General features: G+C 41.7%; 23 protein-coding genes. 12 read left to right on the forward strand and 11 right to left on the reverse strand.

The window, feature by feature from the left end; all coding sequences use genetic code 11:
- From Q0K96_RS03880 to Q0K96_RS03895, 4 genes are all read left to right on the forward strand, one after another.
- Positions 1 to 348 (forward strand): transcriptional regulator (locus tag Q0K96_RS03880; protein ID WP_297332696.1); only part of this gene is annotated, 348 nt, incomplete at its 5' end.
- A 65-nt stretch (positions 349 to 413) separates the two neighbouring features.
- Positions 414 to 1,229 (forward strand): hypothetical protein, encoded by an 816-nt coding sequence (locus Q0K96_RS03885; RefSeq protein WP_297332697.1) that lies wholly within the window; start codon positions 414 to 416, stop codon positions 1,227 to 1,229.
- A 2-nt stretch (positions 1,230 to 1,231) separates the two neighbouring features.
- A complete protein-coding gene (locus tag Q0K96_RS03890; RefSeq protein WP_297332698.1) occupies positions 1,232 to 1,585 on the forward strand; it encodes a hypothetical protein in 354 nt (117 codons plus the stop codon).
- The gene (locus Q0K96_RS03895) at positions 1,582 to 2,484 is read left to right on the forward strand and encodes a TIGR01777 family oxidoreductase (RefSeq protein ID WP_297332699.1); all 903 of its coding nucleotides are present in this window, start codon (positions 1,582 to 1,584) and stop codon (positions 2,482 to 2,484) included. The genes Q0K96_RS03890 and Q0K96_RS03895 overlap by 4 nt, the downstream gene beginning before the upstream one ends.
- Here the strand turns inward: Q0K96_RS03895 and Q0K96_RS03900 are convergent.
- Positions 2,481 to 3,299, reverse strand: a complete 819-nt coding sequence (locus tag Q0K96_RS03900; RefSeq protein ID WP_297332700.1) for a hypothetical protein — start codon at positions 3,297 to 3,299, stop codon at positions 2,481 to 2,483. The two genes, Q0K96_RS03895 and Q0K96_RS03900, sit on opposite strands and share 4 nt — an antisense overlap.
- Positions 3,300 to 3,430: 131 nt before the next feature.
- Here Q0K96_RS03900 and gcvP point away from each other — a divergent pair, with 131 nt between their 5' ends.
- The 4 genes from gcvP (at position 3,431) to Q0K96_RS03920 (ending at position 8,185) form a co-directional block, all read left to right on the forward strand.
- Positions 3,431 to 6,280, forward strand: a complete 2,850-nt coding sequence (gcvP, locus tag Q0K96_RS03905) for an aminomethyl-transferring glycine dehydrogenase (protein WP_297332701.1) — start codon at positions 3,431 to 3,433, stop codon at positions 6,278 to 6,280.
- A 68-nt stretch (positions 6,281 to 6,348) separates the two neighbouring features.
- Complete coding sequence (locus Q0K96_RS03910; RefSeq protein ID WP_297332702.1) at positions 6,349 to 6,615, forward strand: barstar family protein; 267 nt, start codon at positions 6,349 to 6,351, stop codon at positions 6,613 to 6,615.
- A 21-nt stretch (positions 6,616 to 6,636) separates the two neighbouring features.
- Positions 6,637 to 7,008, forward strand: coding sequence for a group III truncated hemoglobin (locus Q0K96_RS03915; protein WP_297332703.1), 372 nt, complete (start codon positions 6,637 to 6,639; stop codon positions 7,006 to 7,008).
- A 118-nt stretch (positions 7,009 to 7,126) separates the two neighbouring features.
- Positions 7,127 to 8,185, forward strand: coding sequence for a ketoacyl-ACP synthase III (locus tag Q0K96_RS03920; protein ID WP_297332704.1), 1,059 nt, complete (start codon positions 7,127 to 7,129; stop codon positions 8,183 to 8,185).
- Positions 8,186 to 8,189: 4 nt separating this feature from the next.
- Here the strand turns inward: Q0K96_RS03920 and Q0K96_RS03925 are convergent, their stop codons facing one another.
- Positions 8,190 to 9,659, reverse strand: coding sequence for a polysaccharide biosynthesis C-terminal domain-containing protein (locus Q0K96_RS03925; RefSeq protein WP_297332705.1), 1,470 nt, complete (start codon positions 9,657 to 9,659; stop codon positions 8,190 to 8,192).
- Between the two features lie 89 nt (positions 9,660 to 9,748).
- Between Q0K96_RS03925 and Q0K96_RS03930 the strand changes: the two genes are divergently transcribed.
- From Q0K96_RS03930 to Q0K96_RS03945, 4 genes are all read left to right on the forward strand, one after another.
- The gene (locus tag Q0K96_RS03930; RefSeq protein WP_297332706.1) at positions 9,749 to 10,270 is read left to right on the forward strand and encodes a methyltransferase; all 522 of its coding nucleotides are present in this window, start codon (positions 9,749 to 9,751) and stop codon (positions 10,268 to 10,270) included.
- A 3-nt stretch (positions 10,271 to 10,273) separates the two neighbouring features.
- A complete protein-coding gene (locus Q0K96_RS03935) occupies positions 10,274 to 11,122 on the forward strand; it encodes a glycosyltransferase (protein ID WP_297332707.1) in 849 nt (282 codons plus the stop codon).
- Positions 11,123 to 11,202: 80 nt separating this feature from the next.
- Positions 11,203 to 11,943, forward strand: a complete 741-nt coding sequence (locus Q0K96_RS03940) for an ABC transporter permease (protein ID WP_297332708.1) — start codon at positions 11,203 to 11,205, stop codon at positions 11,941 to 11,943.
- A complete protein-coding gene (locus tag Q0K96_RS03945; RefSeq protein ID WP_297332709.1) occupies positions 11,943 to 12,725 on the forward strand; it encodes an ATP-binding cassette domain-containing protein in 783 nt (260 codons plus the stop codon). The genes Q0K96_RS03940 and Q0K96_RS03945 overlap by 1 nt, the downstream gene beginning before the upstream one ends.
- Positions 12,726 to 12,734: 9 nt before the next feature.
- Here Q0K96_RS03945 and Q0K96_RS03950 read toward each other — a convergent pair whose 3' ends face one another.
- The 9 genes from Q0K96_RS03950 to porV form a co-directional block, all read right to left on the reverse strand.
- Entirely contained in the window at positions 12,735 to 16,490 is a 3,756-nt protein-coding gene (locus tag Q0K96_RS03950; protein ID WP_297332710.1) for a gliding motility-associated C-terminal domain-containing protein, read from the reverse strand.
- Between the two features lie 127 nt (positions 16,491 to 16,617).
- Positions 16,618 to 17,679, reverse strand: a complete 1,062-nt coding sequence (locus tag Q0K96_RS03955) for a mannose-1-phosphate guanylyltransferase (protein WP_297332711.1) — start codon at positions 17,677 to 17,679, stop codon at positions 16,618 to 16,620.
- A gap of 83 nt (positions 17,680 to 17,762) precedes the next feature.
- Positions 17,763 to 18,359, reverse strand: a complete 597-nt coding sequence (locus tag Q0K96_RS03960) for a SprT-like domain-containing protein (protein ID WP_223053500.1) — start codon at positions 18,357 to 18,359, stop codon at positions 17,763 to 17,765.
- Positions 18,360 to 18,368: 9 nt separating this feature from the next.
- Complete coding sequence (locus Q0K96_RS03965) at positions 18,369 to 19,046, reverse strand: SDR family oxidoreductase (protein WP_297332712.1); 678 nt, start codon at positions 19,044 to 19,046, stop codon at positions 18,369 to 18,371.
- On the reverse strand, positions 19,046 to 19,996 hold the full coding sequence (locus Q0K96_RS03970; RefSeq protein ID WP_297332713.1) for a M20/M25/M40 family metallo-hydrolase: 951 nt from the start codon (positions 19,994 to 19,996) through the stop codon (positions 19,046 to 19,048). Before Q0K96_RS03970 ends, Q0K96_RS03965 begins: the two co-directional genes overlap by 1 nt.
- A 91-nt stretch (positions 19,997 to 20,087) precedes the next feature.
- Positions 20,088 to 21,767, reverse strand: a complete 1,680-nt coding sequence (locus tag Q0K96_RS03975; protein WP_297332714.1) for a pyruvate dehydrogenase complex dihydrolipoamide acetyltransferase — start codon at positions 21,765 to 21,767, stop codon at positions 20,088 to 20,090.
- A gap of 3 nt (positions 21,768 to 21,770) precedes the next feature.
- Positions 21,771 to 22,772: a pyruvate dehydrogenase (acetyl-transferring) E1 component subunit alpha gene (gene pdhA / locus Q0K96_RS03980; RefSeq protein ID WP_297332715.1), complete on the reverse strand. Its 1,002-nt coding sequence runs from the start codon at positions 22,770 to 22,772 to the stop codon at positions 21,771 to 21,773.
- A 199-nt stretch (positions 22,773 to 22,971) separates the two neighbouring features.
- The gene (locus Q0K96_RS03985) at positions 22,972 to 23,454 is read right to left on the reverse strand and encodes a cytidine deaminase (protein ID WP_297332716.1); all 483 of its coding nucleotides are present in this window, start codon (positions 23,452 to 23,454) and stop codon (positions 22,972 to 22,974) included.
- Positions 23,455 to 23,457: 3 nt separating this feature from the next.
- Positions 23,458 to 24,696, reverse strand: a complete 1,239-nt coding sequence (porV, locus tag Q0K96_RS03990; RefSeq protein WP_297332717.1) for a type IX secretion system outer membrane channel protein PorV — start codon at positions 24,694 to 24,696, stop codon at positions 23,458 to 23,460.
- Between the last annotated feature and the right edge of the window lie 26 nt (positions 24,697 to 24,722).

Consider the following 24,722-nt stretch of genomic DNA (forward strand, 5'->3'; position numbering starts at 1 on the left):
CGTGGTAATGCCAGTATGAACCTGCGCGCGCTTATGGATTGGGGAATTATTTATAAAGACTTGAAGCCGGGCGAGCGCAAAGAATACTTTATTGCCGAAAAAGACCTTGACGAACTGGCGGTAAAAATTGCCAAAGAGCGCAGCCGCCGCGAAATTAAGCCTGCCCTTAAAGTGCTTAAAGATGTTTCGAGTGGGGTTAAAGACGATAAATCAGCTGAGGCAAAACATTTTACCAAAAAAACAGGTGAGCTTTATGATTTTGTATTAAAAGCAGATAACATGATAGAGAAAGTTACCGAAATGAAAGACAACTGGATGGCACGCCTTGTTATGAAGATCATGAGGTAAAAAATTTAAATATAAATTTCAATTTATTCTGAAAGTTTAATATTTACAAACGCATTTGATTTGATATGAAAACACTTGCCAATCAAACCCTTCTATATGATGAAGACTGCCCACTCTGTCAGGCTTATACAGGAGCATTTGTTAAAAACGGTATGCTCGACAATAAGGGAAGAAAACCTTATTCTGAACTCAATGATAGCGAACTAACCTTTGTAGATGCTGAGAAAGCAGTTAATGAAATTGCCCTGATAGACCGGGAAAACAATACTGTTACCTATGGCGTTGACAGCCTGATAAAAGTAATAGGAAACTCTTTCCCCATTGTGAGTACTGTCGGGAATATTAAACCGATAAAATTCTTACTTAAAAAGCTATACTCTTTTATTTCTTATAACCGCAAGGTAATTATTCCCGGTAAAAAGAATAATAATGTACTGCAATGTACGCCTGCTTTCAGCTATCGCTACCGCGTTGCCTTTATACTTTTTGCCACCATAGTAACCGCTGTAACCCTATTTAGTTATACTGCATTACTACCTATCCCGAAAGGGGGTTTTGGCCGCGAGGTAATACTTGCTGCAGGGCAGTTGGGTTTTCAGCTTATTTTTCTGTATAAGCTGGACAATAAAACAATACTAAATTACTTAGGCAATGTAATGACGGTTTCTTTGGCAGGTTCTATCGTGTTATTGCCAATTTTATTAATTAACAGCTTCATCACTCTTCCCGAAACAATAAACCTAGCTTGGTTCGGCATTACAGTAACCTTCATGTTTGCAGAACACTACCGCAGGATTAAAATACTGGAGCTTCCACCCTACTTATGCTTTACATGGGCAGCCTATCGACTGATTGCCCTTGCTATAATCTTAAATCCATAGCCATGAAAACACTACATAAAATAAATGTAATAGCTCTAATCACTACTTTACTGCTGTATATCACAGTACTATTGGGTATGTATGCACAAATACTTTTGGGGCCACTACAGTTAATTATCGCACTGATAGTCAGCTACAGTTACTATAAAAAGCTTAGCCCACGCCTGCAAAAAGGGATAATCCTTTACTGGATTGCCGCAGTGACAAGCTTAACCATCACTTACTTTTCATGGCTTGATTATCGGGCAAACGATTTTATTATCATCACACTGTTTGTTATACCAATGCTCATTGCCTGTTATTTTGCGAGGTTAACCTATTGCATTACAAAATACTTAAACATTACACAACCATGAAAAAAATAGTCATCGCCGCAGGCACAGGTTTTTTAGGGCAGGTGCTTGTAAACCATTTTAAAGACAGGGTTACAGATATTGTAGTCCTAACCCGGGGCAAAGCAAATGCATCAGGTAATGTGCGTTATATAAACTGGGATGCTAAAACCATGACAGGGTGGCAAAGTGAACTGGAAGGAGCCGACGCACTCATAAATTTAGCAGGCAAATCGGTAGATTGCCGCTATAACGAGCGCAACAAAAGCGAGATAATGGCCTCTCGGGTTGATAGTACAACATTGCTAAATAAGGCAGTGCTTGGCTGTAAAAAGCCGCCTGCGCACTGGCTTAACTCAAGTACTGCAACCATATACCGGCACAGCTTAGACAAGCAGATGGATGAGGAAACGGGCGAAACAGGGTTTGACTTTTCTATGAATGTTGCCAAAATGTGGGAGCGTGCCTTTTTTATGACTGAAACTCCCAAGACTTTGAAAACTGCCTTACGCACTTCTATAGTTTTAGGCAAAAAAGGTGGCGCCTACCCTATACTAAAACGGTTAGCACAAATTGGCTTCGGCGGCAGACAGGGAAACGGCAGGCAGTTTGTAGGCTGGATTCATGAGCAAGATTTTGCACGGGCTGTTGAATTTATACTTGAAAAGCAAATGCAGGGCGTGGTAAACATAGTTTCACCTGCACCAACACGCAATGCCGATTTTATGAAGGCTGTACGCAAACAAGTGAACATGCCTTTTGGTATTCCGCTAAGTAAAAATTTATTAGAGGTTGGTGCAGCAATTATTGGCACAGAAACAGAACTGATACTAAAAAGCCGTAATGTTATTCCGGCAAGGCTGCAACAGGCAGGGTTTCAATTCAAATATAGCAACCTGCATGATGCGTTAGGCAATCTCTAAAAATGCGAAACAAGCAATACCAGCCCAAGCCAGAAAATAGGAATACTCTCTACCCAGAATAACGTATAGTATTTTGGCCTTTCCGGTGTTGCATAAAGAGTAAATAAGGCAGTTGCCACTACAAGAACCACATTTACAGCCAACTGTTTTGCATCAACATCTGTTTTAAAGAATTCAAGGCAGTAAAAAAGGATTAGCAATATAATATTGACCTTTTTAGTATTCCTTACACCTATGCGCTGGGGTACCGTTTTTAGGAGCGGGTCGTCTTCCTTAGAGTCTATTATCTCAAAGACCAGGATAAGGATTATTACCAGTGCAAACCGCTGCACAAATTTAAGCAGCACATCTTGAGTGATGGCAACACCGGCATTAAGCAGCGGAAGCAGCGTTGTTATACCTGCCCAGCAAAGCGCTACCATATAAATCTTGATACCGGTCCAGTTGCGCATGTTCTTGCGGTTCGGGAAAAAAGGTACGGTATAAAGCAATGTAAGCCCGAAAAAGAACAATCCCCAAAGCTGTGCCGGCCTTGTTAACATTAAAAAGCTTATGCCTGCACCAATACCTGCAACAACAGTTATAACAGCATATAGCTTTACCTGAGTGCTTATCGGTTTGCGGTGGCGGAAAAGGCTTTCATATTTTACAAAATTATATCCGGCAACCGTTCCGCAAAAAGCAAAACATGCCGCAATACTATCAAAGGGCAGGGCAAACATATGCAGCGTCATAAGTGTAAGTGCCAGTACGGCAAAAGCCACATGTATGCTGCCGTGTATGTAAATGCCGAATAGCCTGCGCAGTGCCTTCATCACATAAAAATAATCAATGTGTTAAAAGTAATTGTTTTACAATGAAAAATTCACAAAATACAGCCCCGAAACAGATTTTAATTTGAAGATAAATAATTACTTTTGTGCCTTTAAAACACGCAACGAATTTTATGAGAACAGATGCTTTTGCTTTAAGACACATTGGCCCGAGGGAAAGCGACCTTGAGCATATGCTTGGTGTTATTGGTGCAGAATCTATAGACCAGCTTATATATGAAACCCTGCCGGATGATATCCGCCTTAAGGAGCCATTAAAGCTGGATCCTGCCATGACGGAATTTGAGTACATGAACCATATAAGGGAACTGGGCGGCAAAAACAAAATATACAGGTCTTACATTGGCCTTGGGTACCACTCTACCATAGTGCCCGGCCCGATACAACGTAACATTTTCGAAAACCCGGGCTGGTATACAGCTTATACACCATATCAGGCTGAAATAGCACAGGGAAGGCTTGAAGCACTCCTAAACTTCCAGACTACGGTAATAGAGCTTACCGGAATGGAAATAGCAAATGCTTCGTTACTTGACGAGGGTACTTCGGCTGCCGAAGCTATGGCACTTTTATTTGATGTGCGTACCCGCGACCAGAAAAAAAATAACGCAAACAAATTTTTTGTTTCGGAGGAGATACTTCCGCAAACACTTAGTGTGCTGCAAACACGCTCTACCCCTATCGGTGTTGAGCTTGTAGTAGGCAACCATGAAGAGTTTGATTTTTCTGAAGAATATTTCGGAGCCATACTGCAATATCCGGGTAAATTCGGGCAAGTATATGACTATGCTTCATTTATAGCAAAAGCAAAAGCAAAAGATATTAAAACAGCAGTAGCTGCCGATATATTAAGCCTTGTTAAGCTAACGCCTCCGGGAGAGCTTGGCGCCGATGTTGTAGTAGGAACTACACAGCGTTTTGGCATACCTATGGGCTATGGCGGACCTCATGCGGCGTTCTTTGCCACTAAAGAAGAATACAAACGCAGCATGCCCGGCAGGATTATAGGTGTAACTATTGATGCCAACGGTAACCGTGCACTGCGCATGGCACTGCAAACTCGCGAGCAGCACATTAAACGCGAAAAGGCTACCTCAAACATTTGTACTGCGCAGGTACTGCTTGCCGTAATGGCAGGTATGTATGCCGTATATCATGGGCCAAAAGGGCTTAATTATATAGCCGATAAAGTGCACCGCTCTGCGGTAACTACTGCCGATGCGCTTAATAAACTTGGCGTATATCAGGTAAACACAGCGTTTTTTGACACTATAGTTGTAAAAGCTGATGTTGCAAAAGTGCAGCCTGCTGCCGAAGCAAAACAAATAAACTTTTATTATGTAGACAGGGAAACCATCTCGATTTCATTTAACGAAACCACTTCCCTTAAAGATATTAACGACATAATTTCAGTGTTTGCTACAGCAGACGGAAAAGAAGCCGATGTTATTACCAAATTACTGGACGAAACGGCAATACCAGGATCTGTTCAGCGCACCAGCGATTTCCTTAAGCATGAGGTATTCAACAAATACCACTCGGAAACAGCTTTAATGCGTTACATTAAGATGCTGGAGCGTAAAGACCTTGCGCTTAACCATTCTATGATATCGCTTGGCTCTTGCACCATGAAGCTGAATGCGGCTACCGAGATGCTTCCGCTAAGCTTACCGTACTGGAACAGTATCCACCCGTTTGCCCCTGTAGAACAGGCAGAAGGCTACCAGATAATGCTTAAAAAACTGGAAGAGCAGTTAAACGTTATTACCGGTTTTGCAGGTACTACCCTACAACCAAACTCAGGCGCTCAGGGTGAGTATGCAGGGCTTATGGTTATACGCGCCTATCACCAGTCGCGTGGCGACCACCACAGGGATATTGCCCTTATACCGGCATCGGCACACGGAACCAACCCGGCTACCGCTACTATGGCAGGTATGCAGGTAGTGGTTACCAAAACATCTGAAAACGGAAATATAGATGTAGATGACCTTAGGGCTAAAGCAGAGCAATATAAAGACAGGCTTGCCTGCCTTATGGTAACCTATCCTTCTACACATGGCGTGTATGAAGCATCTATTAAAGAAATAACCAAAATAGTTCACGATAACGGCGGACAGGTGTATATGGACGGCGCTAACATGAATGCCCAGGTAGGGCTTACCAACCCTGCTACCATTGGCGCAGATGTTTGCCACCTTAACCTGCACAAAACATTTGCCATACCACACGGTGGCGGCGGCCCCGGTGTTGGCCCTATATGCGTGGCAGAGCACCTTGTGCCTTTCCTGCCTACAAACCCTGTAATACCAACAGGCGGCAGCAATGCCATTACGGCAATTTCGGCTGCACCATGGGGTTCTGCGCTTGTTTGCCTAATTTCTTACGGCTACATAACCATGCTTGGCGAAGAAGGCTTAACAATGTCTACCAAATATGCTATTGCCAATGCCAACTATATAAAAGAAAGGCTAAAAGGCCACTACGAAACCCTTTATACAGGTGAAATGGGCAGGGCTGCACACGAAATGATCATTGAGTGCCGTCCGTTCAAGCAAAAAGGTATTGAAGTTACCGATATTGCCAAGAGGCTTATGGACTATGGCTTCCATGCACCAACGGTATCTTTCCCTGTAGCCGGAACACTGATGATAGAGCCTACAGAGAGTGAGAACCTTGAGGAACTTGACCGTTTTTGCGATGCGATGATTGCCATCCGTAAAGAAATTGAGGAAGTTACCGCAGAGGATAAAGAAAACGTACTGAAAAATGCACCGCATACACTTGCAATGCTGACCACTGACAACTGGACACTTCCGTACACAAGGGAAAAAGCGGCATTCCCGCTGGATTACCTTCACGAAAATAAGTTCTGGCCATCAGTACGCAGAGTAGATGATGCCTATGGCGACCGAAACCTGGTTTGCTCCTGCGCGCCCATTGAGGCGTATATGGAAAGTTAAATCTATTAGAATATTGAAAGCTGCCTTATGGCAGCTTTTTTATTAAAATAAAATTATATGTCTATATAATGGAAATAATACTTGAAGGCAATAAATTAAAAACTGCTGAAGATTTTCAAGCGGAAATAAAACACATTTTAAAACTGCCTGATTATTATGGCAGAAATCTCGATGCTTTATGGGATTGTTTAAACGAAATTGAAATGCCACTAACATTAGTTTGGAAAAATTTCGAAATTAGTAGAACAAACATAGAAGCTTACGTAGACAAAATTTTACTTCTATTTAAAGAAGCTGAAAATGAAATCTATGGTTTTAAAATAAGACTCTTATAACCAATTTTAATTAATTCAACCATGCACGACATAAAAACCCGCGACGACCTTTTGCTGCTGATGCGTGCCTTTTACGGCAGGCTGCTTGCCGACCCTGCCATAAGCTATATCTTTACTGAGATTGCTAAAATTGACCTTGAAGCGCACCTGCCACACCTTGCTGATTTTTGGGAACAAACTTTGTTTTACACAGGCGGCTATAAAAAGAATGTTTTGCAGATTCATTTAGACCTCAACGCAAAAGAACAGCTAACTGCACAACATTTTGAAATCTGGCTGAATCATTTTTATGCTGCTACAGATAAAAACTTTACCGGAGCTAATTCAGAAAGAATCAAAACTAGGGCTGCATCTATAGCTACAGTTATGAAAATAAAATTATCAGAGACTTAAATTGCGAAATATTTAACTTATGAAGCCATCTTTAAAATATAAAATAATTATTATGCCTGCATAGCATTTTGCGTTTGTTGCTGTAATATTATTAGTTAACTTAGCTAAAAAGTAAAGTATGAATATCAGGATAACAGGCAGCGGAAGCTACATCCCGAATACAATAGTAACCAATCTGGAATTTGCAAAGCATTCTTTTTATGACGAGGCTGGCTTGCCCCTTAACTACAGTAATGAAGTTGTTGCAGAAAAATTTAAACAGATTACGGGAATAGAAGAACGCCGTTATGCTGATGATGATATGGTTACTTCTGATATTGCTTACTTGGCTGCCCAAAGGGCAATAGATGATGCCAATATTGATAAAGAAACGATAGATTATATTGTATTTGCGCATAATTTTGGTAATGTGAAAAGTGGTGCAATACAGTCGGATATGGTACCAAGCCTTGCTACCCGCGTTAAGCACAGCCTTGGCATTAAAAACCCCAAATGTGTGGCTTATGACATATTATTTGGCTGCCCCGGGTGGGTAGAGGGTGTAATACAGGCCCAGGCTTATATTAAGGCAGGCATGGCAAAACGATGCCTTGTTATAGGCGCCGAAACATTATCCCGGGTGGTAGACCCACATGATCGCGACAGCATGATATACAGCGATGGTGCCGGGGCAACTATAATAGAAGCAACCGATGAACCGGGCGGAATACTGGCACACGAATCGGCTTCCTATACACATGCTGAGGCCTATTTTCTGTTTTTTGGTAATTCTTATAATAAAGAGCTGCATCCTGATGTGCGCTACATAAAAATGTATGGCCGTAAAATATATGAATTTGCCTTAAACCATGTGCCTCAGGCTATGAAAGAATGCCTTGACAAAAGTGGCATTGCCATAGATGAGGTTACGAAAGTGCTGATACACCAGGCAAACGAAAAAATGGATGAAGCTATTATTCACCGCTTTTTTAAACTATATGACAGAACCCCGCCTGAGGGTGTTATGCCTATGAGCATACACAAACTGGGCAACAGTAGCGTTGCTACCATACCCACACTATACGACCTTCTGATAAAACACCAAATAGATAACCAGGAAATAAACAAAGGCGATGTATTACTTTTTGCCTCTGTAGGTGCAGGCATGAACATAAATGCTTTTGTTTACAGGGTATAAGGCCTTATTTAATCCCGGTATAGCGCAGGGTTTTATCTATCCACACATTTACCTGATAAACCAGTTTTAACCTGTAGGCTGCAAAAACATTAACAGCAACGGAAAGGCCAGTTTTATATATAAGGTCCAGTAAATGAGAACCTGTATCGGGCAGCAGGTAAATACCAATGCCCGACAAAACAAAAACCAATGCCAGCAGCATAAACTTTCTGTCGAATGGCAGCATACCGAATTTAACCTTTATAAACCAAAGCTTTGCTATATTAAATACAGCCATTGCAATAAGTGAAGCATAGGCAACGCCTGTTATGCCTAAATCTGTTTTATAGATAAAAAAGAAGTTAAGCCCTACATTAAGGAATATAAGCGACACAATGGTTATCATATTAAACCTGTAATATTTAGAGTAGCTTATCATTTCAGTATTAAAGCCTGTAGCTATATTAAGCAGAACGCTAAAGCCAAGAATATAAATTATGGGTATTGTTTCTTTAAGTGCCTCTTTAGCCGGCAAAAGGCTGAACAAGTCATCTATACCAAGATAGATGCAGCTTAAAAGCACTCCCCCTATAAAAAAAAGCAACCGGGCTGTTTCCCTGTATTTGGTTTTTAAGTCAGCCATGTTACCTGATGCAATGTAGTCGGATATCAGTGGCGCATATAGCGCGAACAAACCCACCGCAGGCACCTGTAACGTAGCAGCCATAGTAGAGCCGTTGCCGTAAATACCGTTAGCTTCTTCAGAGATCAGGTTAAAAATAAAGAGCCCGTCTATACGGAAAGCCAGTAGCGAGCCCAGGCTTGCAGCAAATGAATACAGGCTGTAATTGTAGTAATCTTTTCGGGACAGGGTTTCAAATAAGGGTTTAAACCTCATCGTAAATCCCGGTTTAAAATATTTATAAATATAAAAGCCTATTAACAGCAATATCAGTATATAACAGGCCATATAAATTAACAGCGCGGGCGTTTCCTGAAGGTAATTATAAACAAGCAACAGAAACACAACAGGCAGCACTACTTTCGGGATAATCTTTTCATACAAAGTAGGCAGGGCGAGTTTCTGGATATCCTGCGCCTGCTTGCGGAATAACTCTACAAAAGCAAGCGAGACACCTATGGGAAAAGCAATGTAGATATACTTTATATACTCATACCCAAACAACAGGTTGTAAAGAATTATACCACCCAGCACTATTATACTTAATGCCGCTATCGATAAAACACTGTAATTAAAAAGGTGCTTCCTCTTTTCTGTTTCAAGCAGTGGGTAAAAGCGGATAAGTGCATGAGATGCTCCTAAAACCATTATTGGGTAAAGCAGCTGCACAATGGTGTCTATAAATTTTATAGTGCCAGAAAATGCAAAATCAAGTGGATAGATGAACAATGCCGATATGATACCAATTGCAGTACCGGCATAATTGATTATGGTAAAAAATAATGCCTGCTTATGTAAATTTGAGCTTTTCAAGTTAAAATTATATTGCAGCAAACAAAGATAGGCTGAATTGTAACTGTAAATATACTTTTATTTATTTTTGAGGTCATAAAAGCAATTGCATGTACGAAAACACATTTCCACATAAAAGATATAAACATACGCTGGATTTTTTGCAGAAGCATATCTCAAAAAATGAACAAATCCTTGATTTAGGCATTACGAATCCTTTCTCTGAGATAATGAAGAAAGAAGGTTATAATGTAACAAATACTACAGGCGAAGACCTTGATTTTGACCAGTCAGCACTCATAAATAACAATTATACTGTTTTTACAGCGTTTGAAATTTTTGAGCACCTTCTTAACCCATTTACAGTGTTGCAGCACATAAAAAGCGATAAACTGATTATTTCTGTACCATTGCGACTGTGGTTCAGCCCGGCATACCGAAGTAAAACCGACATGTGGGACAGGCATTACCATGAATTTGAAGACTGGCAGCTGGACTGGCTTTTAGAGAAAACAGGGTGGGTAATTAAGGACAGGCACAAATGGACCAACCCTTCCGGTAAGATTGGCATAAGGCCATTGTTGCGAAAAATTACGCCCAGGTATTATATTATATATGCAGAGAGGAAATAACAGATGAGATATTATGTTGTCATACCCGCCTATAATGAAGCATCCTGTATCGGCAAAATGCTCGATTCGCTTGCAGGGCAAACAGTTTTGCCGGCAAAGGCAATTGTGGTAAATGACAATTCTGCCGACAGCACCGCTGATATTGTTACCAAGTATGCGAACGATTACGCCTGGCTTAGTTTAGTGAACAAACAATCAGAAGCGGCACACATGCCAGGCAGCAAAGTGATTAATGCATTTAATGCAGGCTATGAGCAGCTTGATGAAGACTATGATATAATAGTTAAACTGGATGCCGACCTAATTCTTCCCTTTGATTATTTTGAAGTTGTAATCAATACCTTTAAAAAGGATGTGAAAGTGGGTATGGCTGGTGGTTTTGCCTATGTAGAAAAAAATGGTGAATGGATTTTAGAAAGCCTTACTGATGCCGACCATATAAGGGGCGCTTTTAAAGCCTACCGCAAAGCATGTTTCCTTCAAATAGGCAAACTTAAACCCGCAATGGGTTGGGACACTGTTGATGAACTTCTTGCCAAATATTACGGATGGAAGGTAGTTACGTTAAAACAACTTAAAGTAAAGCACTTAAAGCCTACGGGTGCCAGCTATACTAAAGCAGCGCGCCACAAGCAGGGAGAAGCTTTTTACACCCTTGGTTATAGCCTTACAATTACGGCTATAGCAGGGGCTAAACTCGCAATGCGCAAAAAGAAGCCTTTACTGTTTATAGATTACATTAACGGCTATCTTAAAGCAAGCCGCGAGCATAAGCCTATGCTTGTTACACCAAAGCAGGCTGCGTTTGTAAAACAGTACCGCTGGAAGAAGATAAAACAGAAGCTCTTTTAATAAGGAAAGTATTAAAAAACTATTAACTACTATCAATAAGTGAGTACAATTCGGTACTTTAGCCGATATTTTTACCATAAATGATTAAAGCTTTACACCAGATTGGGCGCTATTTCCTGATGATAGGAGATATATTTTATAAACCTGTAAAATGGAAGGTTATGAAGCCATTGATTTTTAAGGAAATCGATGACCTCATCATAGGTTCTTTAGGAATTGTAGCGTTCATATCATTCTTTATAGGTGGGGTGGTTGCCATACAAACGGCACTTAACCTTACCAATCCGCTAATACCAAAATCCCTTATTGCATTTGCAACAAGGCAATCGGTAATATTAGAGTTCTCCCCTACTTTTATTTCAATAATCATGGCAGGGCGTGCAGGTTCTTACATTACATCAAGTATCGGGACCATGCGGGTAACAGAGCAGATAGATGCGCTGGAGGTTATGGGGGTTAATGCACTTAATTATTTAGTATTCCCTAAAATTGTTGCCTTTATACTTTACCCGTTTGTAATCTCAGTTTCGATGTTCCTTGGTGTACTTGGCGGTATGATGGCCGGCGTGTATGGGGGCTTTATAGGGATGGAAGAGTTTGTACAGGGTATACGTACCGATTTCATACCTTTTCATGTATTCTACGCCTTTTTAAAAACGTTTGTATTTGGTTTCCTGTTGGCAACCATACCTTCTTTCCACGGTTTTTATATGAAGGGCGGCGCGCTGGAGGTTGGTAAGGCAAGTACCACATCTTTTGTATGGACCAGCGTTGTAATAATCCTGGTTAACTATATAATTACACAATTACTGTTAAGCTAATGATAGAGGTTAATAACATAGAGAAGTCTTTTGGAGATACCCATGTATTAAAGGGTATATCTACAGTATTTGACACAGGCAAAACAAATCTTATTATAGGACGAAGCGGCTCTGGTAAAACCGTAATGCTTAAAACACTTTTGGGCATCCATACTCCTGAAAAGGGAACTATATCTTTTGACGGGAGGATATATTCTGACATGACCCCGGATGAAAAAAGAACCTTGCGTACCGAAATAGGGATGGTTTTTCAGGGTAGCGCACTGTTTGACTCTTTAACGGTTGAAGACAATGTGGGCTTCCCCCTAAAAATGTTTACCAGTAAACGAAGCCGAGAAATAAGGGAGAGGGTTAATGTGGTTTTAGACCGTGTTAACCTTAAAGATGCAAACAAGAAATATCCGGCAGAATTATCGGGCGGTATGCAAAAGCGTGTGGCAATTGCCAGGGCCATTGTAAACAACCCCAAATACCTTTTTTGTGATGAGCCTAACTCAGGGCTGGATCCTGAAACATCTATAGTTATAGATGAACTGATACAGGAAATTACAAAAGAGTATGAGATAACTACCGTTATAAACACCCACGACATGAACTCTGTATTACAGATTGGGGAGAAAATTGTTTTCCTTAAAAACGGTATTAAGGAGTGGGAAGGCACAAACGAGCAGATACTGGAAACACGCAACAAATCTATTGTGGAATTTGTTTACTCATCTGACCTGTTTAAAAAAGTAAGGGAAAGCCTCCTCGCCGAAGAAAACGAGGAGGACAATAAATAATAAACCTTATTAGTTTACCTGCCTTTGCAGGTATACCCAACCCGTCATTCTTTTACCTTCGGCTAAAGTAAGCACGTAAAAGTAAGTACCGGCAGGCAATTCACCTTTATCGCTCTGGCCATACCATTCGTTTACATAGTTTTGTTTTTCATAAACCTGTAAGCCGTAACGGTTAAATATCTGTATATCTTTTACATTAAGGTTAGAAAGGTCAAAATTCTGATTAAATTCATCGTCGTTTGGCGATATACCCCTCGGAATCATACAACCTGTGTTTTCTACCAAAGCAGTAGCCGTTACGCTGCAACCATCAGTATTAGTTATGGTAATCATATATTCGCCTGTGGACAAGTCTGTAATTACGGCTTCTTCACCTACATAATAATAACCGTCCGGGCCTGTCCATACATAATCTAAATCAGGTATTTCATCAGCATTCGCTACCGAGAGTGTATATTCAAAATCAACACAACCCTGCTCTAACACAATATCAAAACCGGTCGTGCCGGGCACTACCTCAAGCTGTTTTGTGGTTTCGCAACCGTTATTATTCACAGTTACTTTATAAGTACCTGTTTCAAATACTTCTATATCACCATCAGTAACATCCGCCAGTAGTTCATCGTTACGATACCACGCATACCCAGCAGCATTTGCATTAAAGTTTTCGGGGTTAACCGATAGCGTGGTGCTTTGCCCCTCGCATAGTGCGGTTTGCCCATCTATAGTAAAATCAGGCAGTGCGTTAACTGTAACGGCAACGCTTGATGCATCAGACGTACATCCGTTTGCAGTAGCTGTAACGGTATATGTGCCCGAGGCTGCGACTCCGGCGCCTGTAATAAGCGGACTCGCCCCTGTTGCGGTAAAGCCATCCGGCCCGTTCCACTGATAAGTTACACCAGGTTCTTCAGTTAATGATAGCTGTACATTTTCTCCTTCGCAAACATCGTTTACTGCTGCCACTACAGGAGGTTGCGGAGCATCATTCAGTGTTATTGTTACAACTGCATCATCAGTAAGTCCGCAAAGCCCGTTAATCGTATAGCGGAAACTATAGGTTCCGGCAGTTATGCCACTTGTATCAAAATTACTTCCTGTTAGGGCGCCTGTTAAATCAGTATCTTCCCATGTACCACCTGTATCATTCCCAACAAGATATGCCGTAAGGTTAAGGCTGCTGCCATCATTACATAGCACAACAGCGTTATCTTCGCCTGCATTAGGCAATGCGTTAGGTTGCAGTTCATATTCTAAAACTGTATTCATACACGAGGCAGGGTTAGCTGCGGTTAGCCTTACGAAATAAGTCCCTGAATCTGTATCAGAGTCAAAAGCAGGGAATGTAAGGCTGTTTGTTGTGCTTAGTATAGTATTAGGGTCAGATTCAGCATACCATTCGTAAGTAAGGAATGAGAATGGCTGAACAGCAAGAAAGCTCTCCTCGCCTTCACAAAAGCCTGTAGCCTGTATTTCTAAAGGCTCAGTTGCATTAATATTAAACTGGGCATTTAATATGTTACTGCACGCATCAGTAACCTGAAAGTTATAGTATGCAGGCTCGAGAGATGAAAATATGTTTGAATCGCCATTGTCTATAAGGAAAGGTTCACCGTCTTTTGTGGTTATTTTGTATGCAAATGGCGGCACACCTTCTACCTCAACGGCGACTTCAGTTAAACCGTCAGCACACGGAAAGCTGTATACTTCTGTAATAACAGGCCCCCCGGTAAAGCTAAATTCATGCAATATTTCAGTACACAGGTTATTAGATGTAGAGCCATTACTGTATGTGTAGAATGCCTTTACAATCCTGAAGTCGCCTATTGCCGAATAAAACGTAGAGTTATCATTAATATTAATATAGATAGAGTTAGAATTTAGCGGCAGCCCTGATGTATAAGGTGTACCAGTATAAGGGTGCCCCCATGTACCGCTAACCTCATCATAACGCTGCAACCAGAATGACTGTACATAGTTACCGTTGCTAAAATGGTCTAAATCTATCTGGAAAGAGCCGCAGTAAGGTATTACGTCAATCTCATTAACTGTTTTTGCATAGCCGGTTACCGTAACATCTCTTACCCTTACAAAATCACATTCATCTACAGTAGTAAACTCATAAAGGCCTTCAGGCAGTGAATTCATGTAGAAATCGCCATTACCGGCAATATTCCCCGAAACTACAACCGGATAACTATCGCTGAATCCGGCGGGGCCATCTGTAATAGATACTGTTACAAAATCTCCATCGGCATTAAGCCTTATAGAGCCGAATCCTTCTTCGCAACCCGGGCGCTGCAACAGGCTTATATTGGGGTTACCTCCAAAAACTTCCACTTCTATTTCCTCAGTATAAGTGTCTCCGCACTCATCTGTCAATTCAAACGTATAGGTACCTAATGGCAGGGTCATATCCAGTTTACCATCAACAAGCAAATCGGTAACATCATCAGGAAAAGGACCATATTCTACAGGGGCATCGGTAATCTCTGCCTCGGTTATATCCCTGCCTGGCAGTTCAATATGCAGAGACCCTGTGTCGCTGCCACATACAGCTTCTACAACTATCTGCGGTTCTATAATCGGGTCTGTCACTTCAAAAGTTTCAGTATAGGTACGCCCGCAGGAATCAGTAATAGAAACAGTATAATTGCCTATTGGCACAGCATTACCGGGAGCACCATATTCTGCCTCTCCGTCAAAGGTTGGATGTGAGGCATTATAATCCGCAGGGTTAAAGCCAGGCACAGGTACCGCATCAAAACTTATTGTTACAGGCCCTACATAGTTAAGCGGGTTTATTTTAAAACTTCTCTCGTCACATCCTTCATAATTAAACTCTACATTATAATCAAGCGATTGATTAACTATAATATCGTTTCTGTTCCATACATTTCCACAAGCATCGGTAACCTTCAGGTCATACTCATACTGTTGCCCGTGATAAAACGGAATTGTTTGAAAAACATCATTTATATCTGTTAAAGAGCCTATAGGGATGTTTTGTGTAATTACGGTAGGAGTACCGCCACCGGGAGGGAATACTGTGTATTGAAAGGTAAGTGGCCAGAATATATTTGCACCTCCGGAACCTAATGCATACGGTGTGTAAGCAATAATTAAATTACAGCCGGGTAATTCGTTACCATATATACCGGGCTCTAATATGTTCACGTTTGTAGTATCCTGTACTAACTGTACTGTTACAACCACAGCCTCTCCACAATTGTCATATACCCTTACACCATATATACCTACAGGCAGGTTATTAAATATATTTGATGCCTGTTGGGGAACAGTAACAGGACCCGTTAGTATTTCGTAAGAAACAGCAGTACCCGATGTTACGTTTACTGTTATCTGTCCATCATTACCACAACGTACCTTTGCAGGTGTAAGCGTATATACAAGCGGCTGAACCTGATTGGCAATCGTTGCGTTTGCAGATGCGGTATTAGAACTTGCCCCTAAAGACTGGGTTGCCACTACAAGATAATTTCCGGCAGCAAGCCCTGTAACTGTAGGTGATGTAACAACCGTTATGGGCGTAGTAGTGTTAGGCAGCAGGTAAATGGAATAATCTATTGATGCTGCGGGATTGGTACCCGAAACTGTAAAAGCCAAAGCACCGTTGCCAAGGCAGGTTTGCGGTGTAGGTGTTACAGTTAAGGTAAAATCGGGCAGTTGTGCGTAGCTAAAAATACTAAATAACAGCAAGCCTATAAGTGGCAGTACTTTTTTAATTGGCAGGTTGGTAATCATGTAGTATGAGTTTTGTTTTCTTTTAAAAGATGTGTGCTAAATATACAGCATTCCGTTACCGTAATTTTAACATAACATTCTAAAAGTATAAAACCCTACCTTATGATTTTATTTTTTTCAGAAATATTTACTGCCTGGTTACAATTTCTGCAAATTTTTTAATTTCCTGCTCTTTCTCTTTAGGATAAATAAGCAGTATATTTTCTTTATCTACTACAATATAATTATTAAGCCCGTCAACAACCACAATCTTTTCTTTATCTGTACGGATAATGTTATTTGTAGCATTTTCTATATATATATGCGCATTAACAACTGTATTATTATACACATCTTTATTAAGCTTGTCGTGCAGCGAACCCCATGTACCTAAATCATTCCAGTCAAAAGTGGCAGGAAGCACATATACGTTATCGGCATTTTCCATAACTGCATAGTCTATAGATATGTTTGCCGATTTTATATAATTTTCATGAATAAAATCTTTCTCCCCCGGCAGGTTATAATGATCGTAACCGTAATCGAAAAGTGTGTACATTACCGGCTGAAATTTTTCAAATGCAGCGGTTATCGATTTTATGCTCCATATAAAAATTCCTGCATTCCATAAAAAGTTACCGCTTTGCAAAAAAGTCTTTGCTGTTTCATAGTCCGGCTTTTCCCTGAAATGCGATACTTTTTTCACAACCTCAGTATCAGCTTTATTATATTCTATATAACCATAACCTGTGTTGGGAAAGGTAGGCTGTATGCCAAGTGTCATCAGTACATCCTGCCTTTCGGCGAACTCAAAAGCCTGTTGCAGGTCGCTGGTAAAGGCATCTTCATCCTCTATCCAGTGGTCGCTGGGCGCAACAACCATTACTGCATCAGGATTCATTTTTTTAATCTTTAAAGAAGCATATAATATACAGGGGGCAGTATTGCGCATAGCAGGCTCCAGCACTACCTGTTCCTGCTTTACCTGCGGCAGTTGCTGCAGCACAAGGTCATTATAAAGCTCATTGGTAAGTATCAGTATATTTTCCTGCGGTATTAATTTAGAAAGCCTACCAAAAGTTTTCTGGATAAGGGTTTCGCCCGTGCCAAGCATATCATGAAATTGTTTGGGAAACTGTGCGGTGCTTACAGGCCAAAAGCGTGAGCCTACCCCACCGGCCATTAATACAGCATAATAGTTGTTATTCATCTTACTGATTATCTTTAATCTGTTAGTAAAGGTTTTGATATTTCCTTTCAGTTCAAAGCGGTTTATTCTTTATTTAACACAAGCTAAGGCAGTAACTCTACCTCTGCATTCGGATTGAATAAATAAGTTTTTCCCGTACTTATTTCAAGGCATTCAAAACGCTTAACCCTCTGCGCGCCCTTCCTGAAAATTTTTCCGTTATGGATGCGGAACTGGCTGCCAAAGGGAATTTCAAAGATATAATTCTTTTCTGATTTTTCATCAAACTGCTTTAATGCAAGGGAAAGGGTAGCATCAGTATCGCTGCTCGCCTTTGGGTTGCGAAAATGCCTTGCAAGCAGGGGCAGTAATTGTGGCGGAAATATCTCGGGGCGTATAAAAGGAACCATTAACCGCTGAAAGGTAAGCTTCCACTCATTGCCGTGGGGTTTAATATTACGCCCGTATTTTTCAAATGCAGCAAGGTGCGCAATTTCATGCACCAGTGTTATCAGGAACCTGTATTTATTAAGGCTGGCATTAACGGTAATGCGGTGTGCGCCACTCCCGTCCCTGTGGTAGTCACCATGGCGGGTAACACGATCATTCACAATTTTAAGGTGTACGCCATAAACCCTTATCAGCTCAAAAACGGCATCAACGGCATGTTCGGGCAGGTATGGCTCAATAATGTGCTTCAAAATGTTATTTTACGGTGTGCTTGATGATACCTGTAACAGCTTGCCGTTATAATACCTGTTGCCTGTAAGGGCAAAATCATATATATAATCGGCCATCTCTGCCGCCGAGAGCGGCGCTTCATATCCGGGGAAAGCTTCCTGAAGCATCTCTGTATTTACCGCACCAAGTGCCAGTACGTTAAAAGCAACACCCTGTTCTTTATACTCTTCCGCAAGCAGTTCAGAAAGGGTTATTACCGCTCCTTTGCTGCTGCTGTAAGCAGAAAGCCCTGCAAACTTCATGCTGCCCTGCACACCACCCATACTGCTTATCGTTACCACGTGCCCGCCTTTGCTCATATAAGGCAATACAGCACGGTTTAAGGCCGCAACACCAAACACGTTTACTTTGTATATATATTCGAATTCTTCGGCTGTAATATCTTTAAAAGGCTTTAAAAGCAATGCGCCTGCATTATGGATAATAATATCTGCTTTTTGCCATGAGCCGGCTATAAATGCATCTACCTGTTCCAGTTGCTTTTCATCAGAAAGGTCTGTAGAAAGGCAGGTTATGTTCTGATGCTCTAAAAGTGCCTGCGGCATCTGTCTTGATAAGGCAAGCACATTATGCCCTGCATCTGCAAACTGTAGTGCAAGCTTATACCCTATGCCACGGCTGGCACCTGTAATAACTATATTCTTCATTAACCTTTTAAAACTATTTCTTTTGTTTTGGCATTTACCATTTTCTCTACAACCGGAATCATTTTATTGATGAAGCCTGCCATGTGGGCGGTATCCATATTCTCAAATTCATCATCAGGATGGTGGTAGTACGGGAAGGTGGTCATTTCTGTAGTGCTTACCGTGTGTGCCGGTATGTTGAACTCGGTAAAGAACGGGTAATTATCCGATGCCCTGAAAAGCTGGTATTTCATTTCAAACTCATTAGCGCCTATCATTTTTTTACCTGCATATTCGTTCAGCTTGTCTGCCATGTTACTACGCCCCATACCGGTGATATAAGCTTCGGTAGTACCGCCAAGCGGAACGCCTATCATCTCAAAATTAAGCATGGTATAAATATTGAAACCGGCAGCATGCAGTTTTTCAGCAAGGTGCTTACTGCCTAACAAACCTTTTTCTTCAGCCGAAAAGAAGCAGAACATAATACTGCGCTTATTGTTCTTTGCACTTCCAAAGTAATTTATCAGTTCCGCTACTGCGGTTGCTCCGGTTGCGTTATCATCGGCGCCGTTGTATATAGTGTCGCCTTTCACTTTGCGGTTTCCTGTACCGATATGATCGTAATGTGCCCCTATAACCACAAATTCATTTTTAAGTTTTGGGTCTGTGCCCTCAATCCATCCTACAATATTATAAGCTGGTTTCGCAAAATTAGAAAGGGTATCACGATAGGTTGCAAAGTAGGGTTTAAGGTTATTTTTAGCCATGATATCCTCAAGAAAAACAGCTGCTTTCTCAATCCCTTCGCTACCGCTGTCGCGGCCTGCAAGTTCATCTGACGAAAGAAATTTCAGCGTATTGGAAACCGACTCCTGTGTAGCCGTATAGTTGTTCCCCTGTTTTGTTTTTTGGGCATATCCTGTCGCAGTTATAAACAAACATGCGGCAAACATTACAATTCTATGCATACTGATTGCTTTAAAAGGCTAAAATACAAAAATAAAAATACCCGCCTTAAGGGCGGGTACCTATATAAGTAACAAATTATATTGTGCCTTTTTAAGCCAGCATGGTTACCGGATTCTCTATATACTGCTTAAGGGTTTGCAGGAATTGTGCACCTGTAGCGCCATCTACAGTCCTGTGGTCGCAGGTTAGGGTAACGGTCATGGTGTTGCCCACCACAATCTGGCCGTTCTTTACTACAGGCTTTTCTACTATTGCGCCTACAGAAAGTATGGCAGAGTTTGGCTGGTTTATGATAGAAGTAAACTCCTGTATGCCGAACATACCCAGGTTAGATACCGTAAAGGTACTGCCCTCCATATCGGCAGGGGCAAGCTTCTTACTGCGTGCTTTGCCTGCAAGGTCTTTAACATTGGCACCTATCTGAGACAGGCTCATCATATCGGCAAACTTAAGTACCGGTACTACAAGGCCGTCTTCTACTGCTACCGCCACACCAATGCTTATGTGCTTATTGTAAACAGTAACATCATCTTTCCATACAGTGTTTATCTGCGGATGTTTTCTTAGCGCCATTGCACAGGCTTTTATAACCATATCATTGAAAGATACCTTAGTATCAGGCAACGAGTTTATAACGCCGCGTGATGCTATGGCAGCATCCATATCAAGCTCTATGGTAAGGCTGTATTCCGGAGCCGTAAACTTCGATTCGGCAAGGCGGCGCGCAATGGTTTTACGCATCTGGTTGTTCTTAACCTCTTCTGTGCTTAATTCTCCTGCAGGGGTATATACCGGAGCTGCTGCCGTTTTTGCAGGAGCAGCCTGTTGCTGTGCTGCTGCGGGCTGTGCAGCCTCCTCTTTATAGCCTTCTATATCTTTGCGTACAATCCTTCCGTTTTCGCCTGTACCTTTTACTTTATTAAGGTCAACACCTTTTTCTTTAGCAAGTTTCCTTGCCAGCGGAGAAGCAAAAATGCGTCCGTTATCAGCAGTATCGCCTGATTCTTCGCTTTCTTCAGCTTTAGGCTGTTCTGCTGTGGCTTCGGCAGGTGCAGTTTCTTTTTCGTCTTCACTGCTTTCAGCAGCCTCACCGCCGTCTTTATCATAATTCTCGGCAATACCCGAAACATCTGTTCCTTCCGGGCCTATAATTGCAAGCACACTGTCAACAGGTGCCGACTGCCCTTCCTCAATACCAATATACAGTAAAGTACCCGCATTGAACGACTCAAATTCCATAGTGGCTTTGTCTGTCTCAATCTCTGCAAGTATATCGCCTTCATTTACTTTGTCGCCCACTTTTTTAAGCCATGTGGCAACAGTACCCTCTGTCATGGTATCGCTAAGGCGCGGCATGGTAATAACCTTAACGCCCTCAGGCAAACCACCGGATTTTTTAGCGGCTGGCTTTTCTTCTTTAGACGCTTCTTTTTTCTCTTCGGCTTTAGGCTCCTCTTTGTTTTCTTCTTTTTCGGCATCATCTGCCGACGCATCGCTGCCTTTTCCTTCAAGCAACGCTTTATAATCTTCGCCTTCTTTACCAATAATAGCAAGAACAGAATCTACAGCGGCAGTCTCGCCTTCCTGTACTCCTATGTACAAAAGGGTTCCGGCATCAAAAGCCTCAAACTCCATTGTTGCCTTATCGGTTTCAATTTCGGCAAGTATATCACCTTCGGTAACTTTATCTCCAACTTTCTTTAGCCACGTTGCTACAGTACCTTCGGTCATGGTATCGCTTAGGCGCGGCATTGTAATAATCTTTGCCATTTTTTATTGTAGTTTATGTGGTAAAAACGGATAATTTTCCTGTGCGTAAACAACATCATACATAATGTTAAGGTCCGGGTACGGAGACTCTTCTGCAAATTTCTCGCATTCGTCTACCAAATCCCTTACCCTTTGGTCTATCGCATCTATTTCTTCGTCTGTAGCGTAGTTATTTTCTTTAATTATATCAAGCACCTGGGTTATAGGGTCAATCTTTTTGTACTCCTCTACCTCATCTTTAGTACGATAATGCTGTGCATCACTCATAGAGTGCCCGCGGTAACGGTATGTCTTCATCTCAAGGAAGGTTGGCCCCTCGCCTTTGCGCGCCCTCTCCATTGCCTCGTGCATTGCCTCGGCAACTTTTACAGGGTTCATACCATCTACAGGGCCGCATGGCATTTCATAGCCAAGGCCAAGTTTCCATATATCGGTGTGGTTAGCAGTACGCTCTACAGATGTACCCATAGCGTAACCGTTATTCTCAACAATAAAAACCACAGGAAGTTTCCACAGCATAGCCATGTTAAACGCTTCGTGAAGCGAACCCTGGCGTGCTGCACCATCACCAAAATAGGTTAAGGTAACACCACCTGTTTCAAAATACTTATCGGCAAAGGCCAAACCGGCACCAAGCGGAATTTGCCCGCCAACAATACCATGCCCGCCATAAAAGCCATGCTCTTTAGAAAATATGTGCATAGAACCACCCAAACCTTTAGATGTTCCTGTTGCTTTCCCTAAAAGCTCTGCCATAACCTTACGCGGGTCTACACCCATGCCTATTGGCTGCACGTGGTTACGGTATGCGGTTATCATTTTATCTTTAGAAAGATCCATAGCATGAAGCGCACCTGCAAGTACGGCTTCCTGACCATTGTACAAGTGTAGGAAACCTCTAACTTTTTGCTGAATGTACAGTGCTGCAAGCTTGTCTTCAAACTTTCTCCAGAACTGCATATCCTCGTACCACTTCAGATAAACTTCTTTAGTTACTTCTTTCATTGCTGAATATTTGTTACTTAATGTGATTTAAAATAAACGGAAATAAACATTCGCAAAAAGTTTCCTCACACAAATTTGCGAAAGGCAAAAATAACACATCCCGCTTATAACTAAAAAAATAATATAAAGTATTTTAAATTATAATAACCCTTTGTACGGGAAATAAAAAAGGATTTCTTTACGAAATCCTTTTAGCTGATTATAAATATTTACTTTCAAACACCAACGGCAGCAAATTTTGCAGCGAAGGCGAATGATATACTTTTCCGGTTTCGCCCATAAAATAAATTTCTACAGGTACTTCCTGCTTCGATTCATATTCGGCAATCGATTGCCTGCACGAACCGCATGGCGGTATAGGGCTATCTACAACCTTATCTTCGGCGGCGGCAGAAATGGCAATCTTAATAATTTTTGCATCAGGGTAAACAGCACCTGCCTGAAAAACAGCCACACGCTCGGCGCAAAGCCCCGATGGGTATGCCGCGTTTTCCTGGTTTGAGCCCAGTACCACCCTGCCGTTATCCAGCAATGCGGCTGCGCCAACATGAAAATGCGAATATGGCGCATAAGATGTTTTCCTCACCTCAACTGCCTGCTGCATTAAATCTTTTACATCTTCCGGCAATTCATCTACCGACTGATATACATTAAAAGTTGATGTTATCGTGAGTTTCTCCATCTACTACCACTCGTCATAGGTGTTGTCTCCAAAATTGAAGGTAAGTGAAAAACGAAGTGTATTTTCAAGCGGGTTCCTTACGTTAGACGCAGAGAACAGGTAAGACACATCTATCTTAACCACCGTATATTTAAAGCCCGCACCAAGCGAGAAAAACTTACGCGCACCTTTTAGTTCGTTTTCATTAAAATAACCCAAGCGCAGCGCGAATGAATCCTGGTACATATATTCTGCACCTACCGAGTAAGTTACTTCTTTAAGTTCTTCACTAAAACCATCCGGCGCATCGCCAAACGATTTAAATATACCTGATACCCAGCTTGTCCTGTTGTAATCGTTAAGATCTGAAGCATATTGCTCATCTGCAATGTCTTCAGCGGCATCAACTTCAGAGTTGCTTATCTCGCCGTCGTTATTTAAGTCTATATAATTAGGCTCTGTAATTGCAGGAGGTGTTGGCACCAGTAGCTTTGCTATCTCTACGCTAACGCCTACTTTGTTATATTCGTCAAAAATAAAGTCGAAACCTGCACCAAGCCTCATGTTGGCAGGCAGGAAGTTAGAATTGCTGCTGTTGGTATCCTCATCGTTATTATAATTGATTTTAGGCCCCATGTTCTGGAAGTTAAAACCAGCTCTCCAACGCCCGTTAAAGTCTGAATACGCCACTTCTTCCGACTGGTAGAAACCGGCAACGTCAAACGCGAATGATGTAGCAGCACGTGCATCACCACCATCAGACGTTTCAGGTATCCTAAGGTTAGAACTTATAAAGCGCCCGGCAACCGCCATAGAAAAACGCTCGCTTAGCTTTAGTGAATAAGAAAGATCTAAAGCCAGTTCGTTAGGAGACCTTACCAGCGCAGGGTCTTCAGGATTTTGCCTTAATTCTATCTCACCAAGGCCAAAGTAACGAAGGCTACCTGCAAAGGCACTACGCTCGTTAAACCTGTTATAGTAATTTAGCTGTGCCAAAGATATGTCGCTTGCAATCTGGGTAAGGTATGGAGTATAGCTAACGCCTACTCCCTGCCCGTCTAAAGCAAAGGCATATTTGGCAGGGTTCCATTGCTGCGAATAAGCATCTGTAGAAGTTGCAACACCCTGGTCGGCCATACCGGCGGCACGGGCATCGGCTGCAATTAATAAAAACGGTACTCCTGTTGTAATTACTCTTTCATTTTGCGCCTTTGCAATATGCACTCCCAAAAGGCACAAAGCAAACAAGATAATTTTTTTCATTTCGGATTTTAAAATTTTAAGGGAAA

Source organism: Flavobacterium sp., from assembly GCF_024305175.1.
In the GTDB taxonomy this organism is placed as follows: Bacteria; Bacteroidota; Bacteroidia; order Flavobacteriales; family Flavobacteriaceae; genus Flavobacterium.